At 41.5% G+C, this 16,031-nt stretch carries 7 protein-coding genes; all 7 read left to right on the top strand.

Annotated features, from left to right (window positions below; all coding sequences use genetic code 11):
* The 7 genes from P3L47_RS20760 (at nucleotide 1) to P3L47_RS20730 (ending at nucleotide 16,025) form a co-directional block, all read left to right on the top strand.
* The gene (locus P3L47_RS20760; RefSeq protein WP_277781991.1) at nucleotides 1–2,313 is read left to right on the top strand and encodes a glycoside hydrolase family 20 protein; all 2,313 of its coding nucleotides are present in this window, start codon (nucleotides 1–3) and stop codon (nucleotides 2,311–2,313) included.
* Between the two features lie 110 nt (nucleotides 2,314–2,423).
* Nucleotides 2,424–3,254, top strand: coding sequence for a DUF5032 domain-containing protein (locus tag P3L47_RS20755; RefSeq protein ID WP_158585874.1), 831 nt, complete (start codon nucleotides 2,424–2,426; stop codon nucleotides 3,252–3,254).
* A gap of 306 nt (nucleotides 3,255–3,560) precedes the next feature.
* Entirely contained in the window at nucleotides 3,561–4,727 is a 1,167-nt protein-coding gene (locus P3L47_RS20750; RefSeq protein WP_277781990.1) for an alginate lyase family protein, read from the top strand.
* Nucleotides 4,728–4,778: 51 nt separating this feature from the next.
* Complete coding sequence (locus P3L47_RS20745) at nucleotides 4,779–6,023, top strand: glycoside hydrolase family 88 protein (protein WP_277781989.1); 1,245 nt, start codon at nucleotides 4,779–4,781, stop codon at nucleotides 6,021–6,023.
* Between the two features lie 17 nt (nucleotides 6,024–6,040).
* A complete protein-coding gene (locus P3L47_RS20740) occupies nucleotides 6,041–8,509 on the top strand; it encodes a glycoside hydrolase family 2 protein (protein WP_277781988.1) in 2,469 nt (822 codons plus the stop codon).
* A 99-nt stretch (nucleotides 8,510–8,608) separates the two neighbouring features.
* Nucleotides 8,609–12,727 carry a hybrid sensor histidine kinase/response regulator transcription factor gene (locus P3L47_RS20735; protein WP_277781987.1) on the top strand — a complete coding sequence of 1,373 codons (4,119 nt, stop codon included), beginning with the start codon at nucleotides 8,609–8,611 and terminating at the stop codon, nucleotides 12,725–12,727.
* Nucleotides 12,728–12,887: 160 nt separating this feature from the next.
* A complete protein-coding gene (locus P3L47_RS20730) occupies nucleotides 12,888–16,025 on the top strand; it encodes a SusC/RagA family TonB-linked outer membrane protein (RefSeq protein ID WP_277781986.1) in 3,138 nt (1,045 codons plus the stop codon).
* Nucleotides 16,026–16,031 lie beyond the last annotated feature (6 nt).

Below are 16,031 nucleotides of genomic sequence, written 5' to 3'. Positions count from 1 at the left end.
ATGAAAAGAACATTCAAACAGATAGTAGCAGTAATGCTGGCAGTTTTGTTTTTGTCATGTACAAACGGTGATAAAAAACTGTCGGCTGATTATCATGTCATACCTCAACCGGTAAAAATAGAAGAAGCCGGAACTTCCTCATTCATTCTTTCCGGAACAACGCGTATCGGATATTTCACTGGTAATGAAAAAGCGAAACAGTTGGCTTCTTTCCTTTCCGGATATATAAAAGAGGCAACTGGATTTCAACCGGAAATAGTGGAAGGAGCAGTATTTTCTAACGGAATAAATCTGTTGTTAGAGGATATTTCTGAAAACTCTCCGGAAGCTTATTGGTTAGAAGTGAATGATAAAACAGTTTCCATTACAGCTAAAAGTGAAGCCGGACTTTTTTATGGAATACAAACCCTGCGTAAATCGTTAGTGTCAGAAGTTGGGAATAAAAAAATAATTCTTCCGGCAGTTCAGATAAAAGATCGTCCCCGGTTTCCATACAGAGGGATGCACCTGGATGTAGGACGGCATTTTTTTTCAACAGATTTTATCAAACAATATATTGATATTTTGGCTTTACATAACTTTAATACCTTTCACTGGCATTTGACGGAAGATCAGGGATGGCGGATTGAGATTAAGAAATATCCCCGCCTGACGGAGATCGGTTCACTGCGTAAAGAGTCGCTACTGAACGATGGTTCCGGTAAGTTTGACGGAACTCCTTACGGTGGGTTTTATACACAGGATGAAGTTCGTGAGATTGTAAAATATGCAGCAGACCGTTATATAACGGTTATTCCGGAAATTGATTTGCCGGGCCATATAACATCAGCACTGGCAGCTTATCCGGAACTAGGGTGTACAGGAGGACCGTACGAGGTCGCTACGACGTATGGTGTTCATAAAGACGTTTTATGTATTGGAAATGAACAGTCTCTTCATTTTGCGGAGGATGTTTTATCGGAAATTATTGACCTGTTCCCGTCACATTATATCCATGTTGGTGGTGATGAATGTCCCCGAGACCGCTGGAGTGTTTGTCCTAAATGCCAGCAGTTAATTCGTAAGATGGGCTGGAAAGAAACGAAAGAACATAAAGTGGAAGATAAGCTACAAAGCTATTTCATGACCCGTATCGAAGAGTTTGTGAACAGCAAAGGTCGCCGGATAATCGGTTGGGATGAAATATTGGAAGGTGGTCTTGCCCCGAATGCAACTGTCATGTCATGGCGTGGCACGGAAAATGGAATTAAAGCGGCACAACAACATCATGATGTGATTATGACACCAGCCGGAATCCTTTATTTTAGTAGTAAGCAACTGCTGGAACTTGGCGGAAATCGTGGTGTCAAACGAGTCTATGATTTCGACCCTACTCCGGATTCATTGCCGGCAGATGTGCAGAAGCATATTATCGGTGTTCAAGGTTGCCTTTGGTCGGAACGTATTGAAAAGCCGGAACGGGCAGAGTATCTGATTCTTCCCCGTATTGCCGCTTTGAGTGAGTTAGCATGGTCTGCTCCTGAAACACATGATTTTGATGATTTTATGACAAGACTTTATCGTCTGATCAAGTTGTATGATCAGAAAGGTTATGTCTATTCGAAACATGTTTTTCAAATAACGGAATCATTTGATCCGGATACGGTAAAGGGTAATTTAGCAGTTTCACTGTCTACCATAGGGAATCGTCCGGTTTATTATACGATGGATGGAAGTATACCGGATACACATTCGTCTCTCTATACAGAACCTGTCCGAATCGATAAAGATGCGGTTTTGCAAGCGCGGGTCATTTTGGATAAGGATACAAGCGAACTGTTTTCTGAAACTATCCGGGTAAATAAAGCTACATTTAAGCCTTGTCGATTAGTAACCCCTCCTCATTCTAACTATACGTTTAGTGGAGTCTCTACTTTGATTGATGGTCTCACAGGAAATACGAATTATAATACTGGACGCTGGCTCGGTTTTCTTACGGATATGGACTTGATAATTGATCTGAAGGAAAAGACTCCGGTCAGGATCGTATCGTTTACTGCGAATATATCCAAAGGGGCGGCAGTGATGGGCCCTGTCGGATTTGAAATCCGGCTTTCCGATAATGGTACGGATTTTCATACTGTTGCTTCCCGGTCTTATCCGATACTGAACAAAGATGATAAAGATGGTATTTATCCTTATTCACTAAGTTTTCCGGAAACGGAATCTCGTTATGTACGTATGGTGGCAAAGGTGACTCCGAAACTTCCTGCATGGCATATGTGGCCGGGAGCTGCTGCTTTCTTGTTTGTAGACGAGGTTTGTGTAGAATAAAAAAGGTGTTATTAAAATTTAGTTATTACTTAAAATAAGTTACTTCGTTCTTTATTTTGCCAAATGTTCTACTTTTGTGACGTTGAATAGTTAATATAGGAGAGATGAAAATGAAGAAGTATGTTTTTTTATTAGTGGTAATGACTTTAGGTTTATTATCATGTGGGGATGATGATAAACCTGTTATACCGGAATTGGACAAGTTAACTAAAGTCGTTTGTGCTAAAGGTACGGATGTGCTCTATTTTGCATATATCAATTATACCGATGACGGTAAGATCGCTTCTATGGATTTTGTTAATGGTAAGAATGTTCCTTTCATATATGTAGGAGATAAAATCACGATGGTTAATCCGGATGAAGATATCGAACGTATTGAATATCTTATGAATGGAAATGTTATTATTAAGAAATCCGTTAATAAAAATAATCCTTTTAACAAGGAAGTATATACGAGCGATGAATATAACTACCTGTATAACGGAGCCAGTCTGACTAGTGCATCTCTGACAATGAAGTGGCCGAAAGAAGGTGAGAGCGGCTATGAATCGCAGAAGTTTGATAAGGAAGAAGCTTATATATGGGAGAATGGTAATGTCACTCTGTTTACCCGGGATAAGAAAAGAATAGAATATAAATATAGCAGCACGGCTCTGACTCCGCGTAACTTCCCGTGGCGTGTAATCCCATCTTTTAATCCGGTGGGATTCGACGCTTTTTCTCCTATAAATCTGCTTTATGGAAATCAGAGCAGAAATTTGCCTGAATCAGCCAATTCCTACAGCCTGTCTGGAGATGATGATACGACTGCAAGTTATACGTATCATTTTACTACTACCGGCGATTATATTACAGGTTTGACAATTCGGGAACAGATTAGTTCTACCGATAAAATAGCAGAGGTGAATACGTATGAATATACGTTTATTTATTCAAAATAAGAATACATTATACTATATATAGTAACTTCTTTTCCGAAAAACGAACTTTTTGCTTGTCGACAATTATCGACAAGCTTGTTCATAATAATGAACAGGCTTGCCGACAATTGTGAGCAGGCCTGCCGATAACTATCCACAAGTCAATAGGATGATTCTTTTCTTTTTAGGATATGACTATCTGTCGGTATTGTATAAATATCTCACAAATTTCCTCTTTTGCAATAAATCTACAAGCTTTTGCGATAATATTAAAAACGAGAAAGGGGGACAAACTGTATTTTTGAGCAAGAAAAATCTGTCTATGCCATGAATACGAAGTTTTTATTATTAATTTCAATAACAGCATTTATTTTTTGTTCTTGTTCTGTCAAAACAGAATTAAAGCAACAAGTGTCAGACTTGCTACGCCCCGAAATTATCCTCCGGGGAGATGATGCATTAGGAGAGGAACCTGTTACAATAACCTCTTTTGTGGCAGAACGGAGTGCCGGGGGAATTCATGATTTTTATTCAGAAGGCGATTACTGGTGGCCGAATCCGGTAAGTCCGGATAGTGCCTATATCCGTCGTGACGGCGAAACGAATCCCGATAACTTTGTGGCCCATCGCCATGCAATGATCCGTTTCAGCACCGTCGTAGGCGATCTTACTTCTGCCTGGATCGTTACTAAAGATACCAAATACATCGAACAAGCCCTGAAACATGTTCATGCCTGGTTCATTGACCCTGAAACAAGTATGAATCCGGACCTTCAGTATGCCCAGGCTATCAAAGGTATTGTGACAGGGCGGGGAATAGGGATTATCGATACGATCCATCTGATGGAAGTCGTGCAGTCTCTGATCGTAATGGAACAGAATGGTTTGCTATCAGCGGAAGAGGCGGTTGCGACAAAAGACTGGTTTTCGAAATATCTGCATTGGCTGACCAATCATCCGTATGGGAAAGATGAAATGAATGCGAAGAATAACCACGGGACCTGTTGGGTGATGCAGGCAGCTTTGTTTGCTAAATATACAGGGAATACCGAAGTACTGGAGTTTTGCAGAGAACGTTACCGGAATGTATTATTGCCGGATCAGTTGGATACGGACGGCAGCTTTCCATTGGAATTGAACCGGACAAAGCCGTATGGATATTCTCTTTTTAACCTGGATGCAATGGCAACAGTCTGCCATATCCTTTCGGATGAAAATCATAATTTATGGCAATATACAACGGAAGACGGACGGAATATGCAGAAAGGAGTTGCATGGTTGTATCCTTATATAAAGGATAAATCCGTATGGCCGTTTAATAAAGACGTGATGTATTGGGATGAATGGCCTGTTGCCCACCCGGCTTTGCTGTTCAGTGCCTGTGATACACCTAACGGAGACTATGTATCTCTTTGGACAATGCTGGAACATTTTCCTGTCAATGATGAAGTGGTAAGGAATTTGCCTATCCGTCATCCGTTGTTATGGTTGTAAAAAAACAATGTTTTATAGGACAATAAACTATATTTTATTCGTTAAAAAACTATGGATTTTAAAACACCTCTTTTACTTTTATTGGTTGCCTTCACTTCTTGCGGAACCGATCAGCCTGATCTTGTTCAGGATAATTTCTCTTTTGCTTCGACGCAATTGAAGCAGGCTTTTGTTGAAATGGATGCTGTACGTTCCGCAGAACCCAGGGAAAAGCAGGCTTTGCGCGATAAACAGAATCTCGGGCCATTAGCCAGTCCGCGTAATGTGGAAGCCGACGGTACGTTGCATATGGTCATTTCCCGTGACTGGACCAGCGGATTCTTCCCGGGCGAACTTTGGTATATGTATGAATATACCAAGGATGATTTTTGGAAAGAAAAGGCTCAGAAACAAACGGCTTTGATTGAGCGTGAGAAGATGAATGGCGGGACACATGATATGGGCTTCAAGGTTTATTGTAGTTTCGGGAACGGTTATCGTCTGACGGGCGATGCTGCCTATAAAGATGTATTGCTGCAGGCTGCTTATACGTTGACTACGCGTTACAAGGAGAAAGCAGGAGTGATCCGTTCATGGGATCACAGTCGTGACAAATGGGATTGCCCGGTCATTATCGATAATATGATGAATCTGGAGCTTCTTTTTTGGGCATTCAGGACGAGTGGTGATTCTTTGTTCTATGATGTAGCTGTGAATCACGCCCGTACAACGATGAAGAATCATTTTCGTAAAGATTATAGTTCTTATCATGTGATCGATTATGATACGATTACCGGAGCTGTGCTAAAGAAACAGACACATCAGGGGTATTCACATGAGTCGGCATGGGCACGTGGTCAGGCATGGGGACTTTATGGATACACCCTGTGTTATCGTGAAACTGGTTTACCTGAATTTCTGGAACAAGCTGAACATATAGAGAATTATATCTTTACTCATCCGAATCTGCCTGAAGATCTGATTCCTTACTGGGATTTCAATGCGCCGGGGATACCAGCCGAACCTCGTGACGTGTCGGCTGCAACGGTAACGGCTTCTGCTTTGTATGAACTGAGCATGTACGACCCTGTCAACGGCAAGGATTATATAACGAAAGCAAATACCATTTTGGAGAATCTATCCAAAAGCTACCGTACAACACCCAGCAAGGACAGAGGTTTTCTGTTATTACACAGCACAGGTTCTAAAATGCATAATGTAGAAGTAGATGTACCTATCGTCTATGCCGATTATTATTATTTGGAAGCCCTCCTTCGAAAACAAAAACTAGAGAACGAAGGAACAGCCATATTATAAATATAAAAACAAACATAATGAAAAACATTCTTTACACCTGTCTTTTCCTGTTCTGTTGTTTTTCGATGGCGGGAAAAGTACCGACAAAACAAAAACAACGGTTAACAGAAAACTGGGAATACCTGAAAGGTGACCTGGGAGGAATTTGGGAAGCCGTACGTCCATTCTCGCCAGGAAATCCGGAATCTGTCCCCATCTGGCAGAAAGTCACTTTACCTCATTGCTTTAATGCTGAAGACGCAGTAGATCCGGATATCAATTATTATCAAGGACCGGGCTGGTACAAAACGCTGCTGACGATCGACAATCCGTACGCCGGCGGTCGTGTCGTACTTGACTTTGAAGGTGCCGGACAGAAGACGAAAGTCTATATCTACACAACACTGGTCGGTGAACACGTAGGAGGTTACGATGAGTGGAGTGTCGATATAACCGAAGCTGTAAAGGACTTTATGGCTGATGATAAGTTAATGAAACGCTTCAAGGGAAAAGTCCCTTTGTCTATCCGTTGTGACAACTCGCGCGATGTGGAGATGATCCCGTCCGACCTGTCCGACTTCAATCTTTATGGCGGCCTGTACCGTTATCTGAATCTAGTCTATTTGCCGAAAGCTTCTTTTGAACAGATACGTTTGGAACCGGAGCTTTCTGCCAACCGGAAAGAGGGGACAGTCAAAGTAAAAGCCTCTTTCTATAATCCGGAAGATGTCCGTAAGGCCGACGTGACTGTCACTATCTATGATGCCGGGCATCAGCAAATATATTCTCAGACAGTAGAGAATATCCTCCCTTTGGGTGACCAGTTCCTGGTAGAAACCAAGATCAAGAATCCAGCCTTGTGGGATGTCGATTCTCCGAATCTATATACCTGCGAGCTGACTATCAAAGCTGACGGTCAAACCCTGACAGCCAGTGAGCGCTTCGGTTTCCGCCAGGCAGAATTTAAGGAAAAAGGCCCGTTTTATCTGAATGGCCGCCGCCTTCTGCTTCGCGGAACACATCGTCATGAAGACCATGCAGGCGTAGCACAGGCTATGACGGAAGAGATGATGCGTACCGAGATGCAGATGATGAAAGACATGGGTGTCAACTTTATCCGTCTCGGACATTATCAGCAATCGGATATCATCCTCCAATTATGTGACGAGCTAGGTATTCTTGTATGGGAGGAAATCCCTTGGTGTCGTGGTGGTTTGGGTGGAGAGACCTACAAGAATCAAGCACGCCGTATGCTGACAAATATGATCAATCAACATCATAACCATCCTTCCATTATTATTTGGGGATTAGGAAATGAAAACGACTGGCCGAACGATTTCAGTACGTTCGATAAAGGTGCCATCCGTGCTTTTATGAAAGAACAACATGATCTGGCACATCGCCTGGACGATACCCGTATGACCGCTATCCGCCGTTGTGAATTTTGCAGCGACATCGTCGATGTCTATTCCCCCTCCATCTGGGCAGGCTGGTATCGTGGTGTATTCACTGATTATAAATCCGTATCCGAAGAAGAGATGAAGAAAGTCAAACATTTCCTGCATGTGGAATGGGGAGGCGACAGCCATGCCCGTCGTCATTCGGAGAATGTTTTTGCCAATCTGAAAGGAATTGAATCGGGAAAAGGTGCTGATGAGCGCGACGGGGATGCTTCCCTTTACGGAGGTGCCGCCCGTGCATCCAAAGATGGCGACTGGTCGGAAAGTTATATTGTCCGCCTGATCGACTGGCATCTGAAAGAACAGGAAACGATGCCTTGGCTGACAGGTGCCGCCTATTGGCCATTCAAGGACTTCTCAACACCTGTCCGTCCTGAAAATCCGGTTCCCTACGTAAACCAAAAAGGCGTTATCGAACGTGATTTCACTCCCAAGGAAAGCTATTATGTCTTCCAATCTTACTGGACGACTGAGCCGATGGTACATATTTATGGTCATAGCTGGCCTGTACGCTGGGGAAACAAAGGCGACCGTAAGGAAGTTTTGGTCTACTCGAACTGCGAAACCGTAGAACTGTTCGTCAATGGCATCAGCCAGGGAGTAAAGAAGCGTAACAGCCAGGATTATCCGGCTGCCGGATTGCGCTGGAACTGTGTGTACGAGGAAGGAAAGAACGAGATACGTGCCGTTGCCATACAGGGAAAAACAAAGGTGACAGATGAAATCAGCCAGGAATATCAGACTGCCAAGTGGGGCAAAGAATCAGCTGCTGCTGTATCAATCGTTTCGCGTGAAGGCGATACTGTTTTACTGGAAGTCCAGCTTTTGGATAAGGACGGTATCCGTTGTCTTGATTCGAAGAAATATATTGAATTTGAAATAGCCGGTGACGGATCACTGATACAAAATCAGGGAACATCTACCGGTAGCCGAAAGGTCCAGGCATACAATGGACGGGCATGCATCAAAGTGAATCTGAATAAAGGCAAGAGTCTTGTTGCTGTTAAGGCGAAAGGCATACCGACTGCTTTTATTGAATTGAAATAATGATGAAAATAGCGACAGGTGGTAACGGATAAATACATATCTGTTACCACTAACCGAAACTTTTACTATTTTTGCTTTATCTAATCAGATTCGACTGCCATGGAAAGGAGATTTTCGTTTATATTGTTTCTAGCCCTTTTTTTATCTGCTCTACATGCAGAGAAGGCTAACTATTTGTATTCCTTTAACTCTGACCTGAACGAAGGTATCTCTCAGCTGTCTGTCATGGATATATATCAGGATTCGAAAGGTTACCTTTGGTTTGCCACCAAGAACGGGCTGAATCGTTTTAACGGCAAGGAATATGTAATCTATCGCCACGAGGATGGAAATGAACAGAGTTTGTCTAGTAATTCGATCTCCTCCGTCACTGAAGATCATGAAGGCTATTTGTGGGTCGGGACCTATAACGGATTGAACCGGATCAATTTAAATACGAATCAGGTTAAGCGATATGGTTCAGGACTGCATGGCTTGATGCCTGGGGGAATTACTAAAGTATATACCGATGCTTCCGGTTGTCTCTGGGTTGGAACATGGGGTGGATTAAATCGTTATAACAGGGAAGAAGATTGCTTTGAACAGATTCTTTTGGATAATGAATTGAATGATACTTCCATATCCGTTTTATTTGAAGATAGCGCAGATCGGTTGTGGATCGGAACAGTGGCAAAGGGTGTTTATTTGTGTGATAAACAACTGAATATTATAAGCCATTTTACAAGTCAATCCAGAAATATGCCATTGAATAATAATAATATTACCAGTATATATGAAGATTCGCATAAACAGATATGGATCGGTAGTAAATATGGATTGAATAAGATTAATTTGCGTGATAATGAGGTTCAGTCATTTACAAGTAAAAATAGTCAGTTGAGTAATAATACCATCCGTTGTTTGATCGAATGGCAGGGAAAGCTGTTGATCGGAACTTTTGACGGTATATTTGCTTTGACTCCGGAATCCGGAAAGATAACGAAAGTGGCTGGATATGACGATATAAATCATTCTTTAAGCCATTATTCCGTTTATTCATTTTGCGTGGACAAGGATCATACATTGTGGGTCGGGACATTTGCAGGCGGTATCAATTATCTGAATAAATTTACCAACCGATTTGTGCTTCATCGTCCGGAAGACGAACTGAATATCCGAACGGGTATTTACGGTGCAATAACCTATGAATCCCCTTCCAATTTATGGATCGCGACAGAGGGTTACGGATTGTTGAATTACAATAATCAAACTAATGAATCACGCTATTATCTGATCGATCCGTCCACGCGTTTTACTTTTAATACGAATATTATCAAGTCTGTTTTTTATGAAGACGGAACTGTCTGGTGTGGAACGACGAAGGGGGAAATATATAAATTTGATATCCGGACAAAAAGGTTTACTCTTTATCATAAATATCCGCAGGAATATTCCATCTATTCTATTTTGCGTGACAATAAAGGCCGGTTATGGATAGGAGGGGCATCGACGGAATTCGGTCTGACTTGTTTTGTTCATGACCAGTTGGTCATGAACTTTACCAATAACGTGGATGAACCTTTTATAATTTCGAACGTCCGTTCTATTCTGGAAGAAGAAGACGGTATATTATTGTTGGGTAGTACGTCTGACGGATTGCTTCGTTTCGACACGAATAAAAAACGGATGACAAAATATTCCAATGAGGCAACAGTTGATAGTTACCGTATTCCTAATAACTATATCTCTTCCATTATCCGTACGAAATCAGGTGAAATATGGGTATCGACCTACGGAGGCGGTATATTTCAGTTTGATAAAACAGAGCATGTAAAGCGGGTGATGACCACCCGTGAAGGATTGCTGGACAATAATATCTGTTCGTTGGTAGAAAGCAGCGATCAGAAGTTGTGGATGAGTACGGTGAACGGGTTGATTATGGTTGATCCCGTAGGAGGTGAAGTTAGGAACTATCATCGTCATAACGGAATTGATATCCGGGAGTTTACGTTGCATAGCGGGATTGCTCTTCCGGACGGGTCTCTTTGTTTTTCCGGCAGTAACGGTTTTGTCACTTTCCAGGCCGCCGAGATGGATAAGAACGAAAATATACCGTCGGTAGTACTGGAACAATTATCCGTCAACAACCAGCCGATTGAAGTAGGAGACCAGTCGGGTATTTTGGATAAAGTATTGGACAGCACGGATACGATTCGCCTGCTCTATAATGAGAATAATTTCTCAATTACCTATCAGGCATTGAATTATATTTATTCTACGCAGAATCAGTATGCCTACAAACTGGAGGGCTACGATGACAACTGGAACCAGGTCGGCGGACGAAACTCGGCTTTCTATACGAATCTGAGTCCGGGCAAATATATTTTCCATGTAAAAGGTTCCAACAATGACGGTGTATGGAATGAACAGGGTCGTTCGTTGGTCATTATCGTACAACCGCCTTTATGGAGAACCTGGTACGCTTATTTATTCTATATAATTGCATTGGCTGCCATCAGTTATGCGATTCTTCATTACGCGACAATTAAGCGAAATCTGGAAGCCGGGCTAAAACTTAAGCAAATGGAAAAACAGAAACAGGAGGAGTTTCACGAAGCAAAGATCCGTCTGTTCACCAACTTCTCCCACGAGTTGCGTACACCTTTGATGCTGATCATAACCCCGTTCGAAGAGTTGGTCAAGCGGGTAGACATTCCTGCTGAATTGCATGATAAACTTTCTATTATTTATAAGAATGCCCAAAAACTACTGCTTTTGGTCAATCAGCTGATGGATTTGCATAAGAACCAGGCGGGTAGTTTGGAACTGAAAGTCAGTGAAGGGGATATTTGCGAATATATAAAGGAAATATATTATGCCTTTAATCAAATTGCTCTCACTAATGAAATTAAGTTTTCATTGAACTGTACGCCTAAAACGATCGATGCCTGGTTTGATAAGTCACTTTTAGAAAAAGTTGTATTTAATCTCTTGTCAAATGCTTTCAAATATACACCCTCCGGAGAATCCATCACCATGGAGGTTTCGGAAACCTCATGGAACGGACTGAATCCGAAACATATAGACAGACTATATAAAGATGAGAATGCGAATTATCTTGTATTGCGTGTAAAAGATTCCGGTAAGGGTATAGAAGAGGGAGAGGTGGATAAAATATTCACTCCTTTCTATCAGATTCCGGAGACATCCGGTATCAACTTGTCGGGAACAGGTATTGGGCTGAGTCTTGTCTATACGATTGTTCAGCTTCATCGCGGTGTTATTTATTGCGATGTGGATAATACAGAACAGGCAGGTGCTTGTTTTGTTGTCATCCTTCCGATTTCCCGATCTGCGTTCTCTGACGATCAGATTGAAAGTGTAGAATTAGATAAAATTTCGGAAGTAGCCAATACTGATGATATTTCAGCTTCACTTCCTGCACCGGAAAAGGCTGAAGGAACGAAATATAAAATTCTGCTGGTTGAGGATGACAAGGATGTGCGTAGTTATTTGAAAAAGAGTCTGGAAGCTGAATATACCGTTATTGAAGCGGGTGACGGAGTACGGGCCTACGAAAAAGCAATTCAGGATTTCCCGGATTTGGTGCTTAGCGATATCATGATGCCGAAGCGTGACGGACTGGAACTTTGTACAATGATTAAAAACGATCTGCGAATAGGACATATCCCTGTGATTTTGATGACGGCACGTTCTATGGTTGTGCACATAAAAGAAGGGTTCCAGGCGGGAGCTGACGATTATATCGTCAAGCCGTTCAATATGGACGTGTTGCAAACCCGTATCCGTAGCCTGCTGGCTTCGAGGGAACAGTTAAAAAAGTTATATGGAAAGCGTTTCTCTCCGGATGTACTGGGAATAGAAGTTAAATCGGCGGATGAACGTTTCTCTCAGAAATTATTTGCCGTAATTGAGCAGAACATCTCCAACGATAAACTGGATGTGGAACTCTTATGTACGGAGATTGGTATCAGTCGTGCCAACCTCTACCGCAAACTCAAATCTATTACCGAACTTTCGCCTATGGAGCTGATCCGTAATAAACGATTGGAGATGGCGGCGAAACTATTACAAGATTCGGAAATGAATGTATCTGAAATTGCCTCACACCTTGGTTTTAATAGCCACTCTTATTTCTCCAACTCTTTTAAGACTTTTTATGGTTGTACTCCGACCGAGTTTGTGCAATCTAAAGGAAAGTTGGAACAGGGAAACTGATAAATTTGTATCAGTTTCCTGTTACTTTTGTCTCAAACTATTTATATAGAATAATTTAATACTAAATTGGGAAGTATGTTTTCTTTTGTGAAAAAGAAAATATGTTTCTTTGTGTTATTGAATTTGTTGAAATTTTAAGTCTAATTAAATCCATGATTAAATGAAAAAGAGAATTAAGAAGGTCACTGTATCGTTTTGGCGATTATTATTATTAATGGTGGCATTTAACTCAAGTCTAAGTTTGTTCGCGCAAACACAGTCTGTCTCCGGAATCGTTCTGGATGAATTCGGGGAACCGATGATCGGAGTGTCTGTACTAGTAAAAGGAACAACCACAGGTATCATTACAGATGTAGACGGTAACTTTACCGTGTCGGCAAAAAATGGCGATGTCTTATTGGTAAAGTATCTTGGTTACAAAGACCAGGAAATAAAAATTACCGGTAATGGTCGTCTGAAAATTACTCTCCAGGAAGATACTCAGAATTTGGATGAAGTAGTTGTAGTAGGTTACGGTACGCAGAAGAAAGTAAACCTGACAGGTGCCGTTGCTGCTGTGACGGGTGAAGAAATAGCTAAACGACCGGTAGCAAACACTTCGACAATGTTACAAGGACAGATGCCGGGTCTGCGCATCACTTCCGACAAAGGGCAGCCGGGTAATGAAAATGTTCAGATCCGTGTACGTGGACAGGGTACATACTCGGGAACAGGCTCCAACCCATTAATCCTGATTAATGGAGTCGAGGGAGACTTGGCCTCCCTCGATCCAAACATTATTGAAAGTGTTTCAGTATTGAAGGATGCAGCTTCGGCGTCTATCTATGGTTCGCGTGCCGCAAACGGTGTAATTTTGATTACTACTAAAAATGGTTCGGAAACAAAAGACCGTATTTCAGTTCGTTACAATGGAAACTTTGCTGTTCACAATCCGACAAACTTGCTGGATGTGATTTGGGATTCTCCTACATATATGAAATATTTCAATATGGCAAAAGACAATTCCGGTGCTCCGGCAACAGACCGTTACTCGGATGAAATGATTGCGAATTACACGAATCCATCCGATCCGACTAAGTATCCGAGTTTCAACTGGCTGGATTATATGTTTGATCCTGCTTTCGTTCAGCAGCACAACTTGAGTGTTGCCGGTACGACTGGTAAAACTTCTTATAATGCTTCTTTAAGTATGGTCAATCAGCCTGGTACAATGAAAGGACAGAAGTTCAAACGTTACAATGCAACATTGGACCTGACTTCACAGGTAAATGATTGGATCAGATTCGGTATGTATTTTACGGGTAGCCGCAGTGATCGTCAGGAAACACGCCAGGGTGATACCGATGCTTATTTGTCTACTATTTCACAGGCCCCGACTTATATGCCTTGGTTACCGGATGATGGAACGGGTGTTAAGCGTTACACAATGAAAGCTTTTACTTTTGAAAGTAATAATAAAAACATGGTTGCTATCACTGAAACAGAGAACTTTAAAAACTATATAAATACAGATGTCAATGCGCAGGCTTGGTTGGAAGTTAGTCCTATCAAAGGTCTAAGCTGGTATACTAAGGGTGCTATGCGTTATAAACAACAGCATACAAAAGATTGGGGTGCATTGCCTACACCAGTTTATTATTATCATGACGGTGTTCAGAATGGTACTTTGAATACAAATGGTACGGGTTTAACTAGTAAAATGGATAATAGCTCTTACTACAACTTATATACTTATTTGAAATATGATTGGGCAACTCCTAATCAAGAACATGATTTCTCTGTAATGGCTGGTTATAACCTGGAATATTATAAATTAGATAATCTGGAAGGTTATCGCCAAAATTTTGACTTCCCGTTGCATGAACTGAATACTGGTATTTCTTCGGTACAGACCAATAAGGGGTATTCAGAAGAATGGGGTATTATGTCTGCTTTTTTCCGTGCTAACTATGCATTCAAACAACGTTATCTGTTAGAAGTGAATGCTCGGTACGATGGTTCTTCCCGCATTTCTTCGGATTCTCGCTGGGGTATCTTCCCTTCTTTCTCTTTGGGATGGCGTGTAAGCGAAGAAGAGTGGATGAAAGAACTGAACTGGGAATGGTTGAATAGCCTGAAATTACGTGGTTCATGGGGTATTTTGGGTAATCAGAATATTGATCTTTATTCTTACTATGCTTTAGTTACAACAGGTAAAGATTATAGCTTTGACAACTCAAATTTGGATGCAGGTGTGGCACAGACAGCTCTTACTAACCGTGATCTGAAATGGGAATCAACTTCTATAGGTGACTTTGGTATCGATATTACTGCTTTCAACGGTTTCAATATTACTTTTGACTGGTATAAGAAGAGAACATACGATATTCTTCGTGAAGCACAGAGTAATTCATTGTTAGGTTTGAAGTCTCCGTATATCAATGCCGGTGAAATGGTAAATAAAGGTATTGAAGTTTCGTTAGCTTATAATGGATATATCAAAGAAGGTGTATTTAAGGGGTTAAATTATAATGCCGGTGTATTTTTTGATCGTACGAGAAACGAATTGACGAAATACGGTGCAGATTTTATAGACTCTTCTAAAGGCTTGATCTATAAGGAGGGTTTGCCTTATGAGTCATATTATGGTTATGAAGCAATTGGTATTTTCAGAGATGAAGAGGATGTGGCTAATTCTCCTAAACAGTTTAATGACAAAACGTTGCCGGGGGATATCAAGTATGCAGATATCAGTGGTCCGAACGGAGTTCCGGATGGTATTGTTGATGAAAATGACCGTAAAGTTCTTGACGGGCGTTTACCGAATTTCGAATATACAATTAATCTGGGTGCCAACTGGAAAGGTTTCGACCTCTCTTTAATGGGACAAGGCGTACAGGGTGCCAAACATTATGCCAGCGGTTGGGGATTGCGTCCGTTCTATCAAGGAACGCCAATTTCACAGGATTATATTGATAATATGTGGACAGAAGATCACAAAGACGCTAAATATCCACGTTTATATTTTGCAGATTTAGGCGGAGCAAAGAACCAGCGTGAAAGTACTTACTGGTTGTATAATGCTTCTTATTTCCGTTTGAAGAACTTGACATTCGGTTATACATTGCCGAAAGCATTGACAAGTAAAGCGAAAATTGAACGTCTGCGTTTCTATTTCTCGGGTGATAACTTGTTAACGATTACCAAATTCCCGCAGGGTGGTGACCCGGAACGTAATTATAACTCTACGAAGGGTACACGTTTGGTTTATTATCCTCAGAACCGTATTATCTCATTCGGTGTAAATCTTGAATTCTAATTAAAA

The sequence above is a fragment of the Parabacteroides chongii genome (assembly GCF_029581355.1).
Classification (GTDB): domain Bacteria; phylum Bacteroidota; class Bacteroidia; order Bacteroidales; family Tannerellaceae; genus Parabacteroides; species Parabacteroides chongii.
This window is presented reverse-complemented; position numbering and strand designations above follow the sequence as displayed.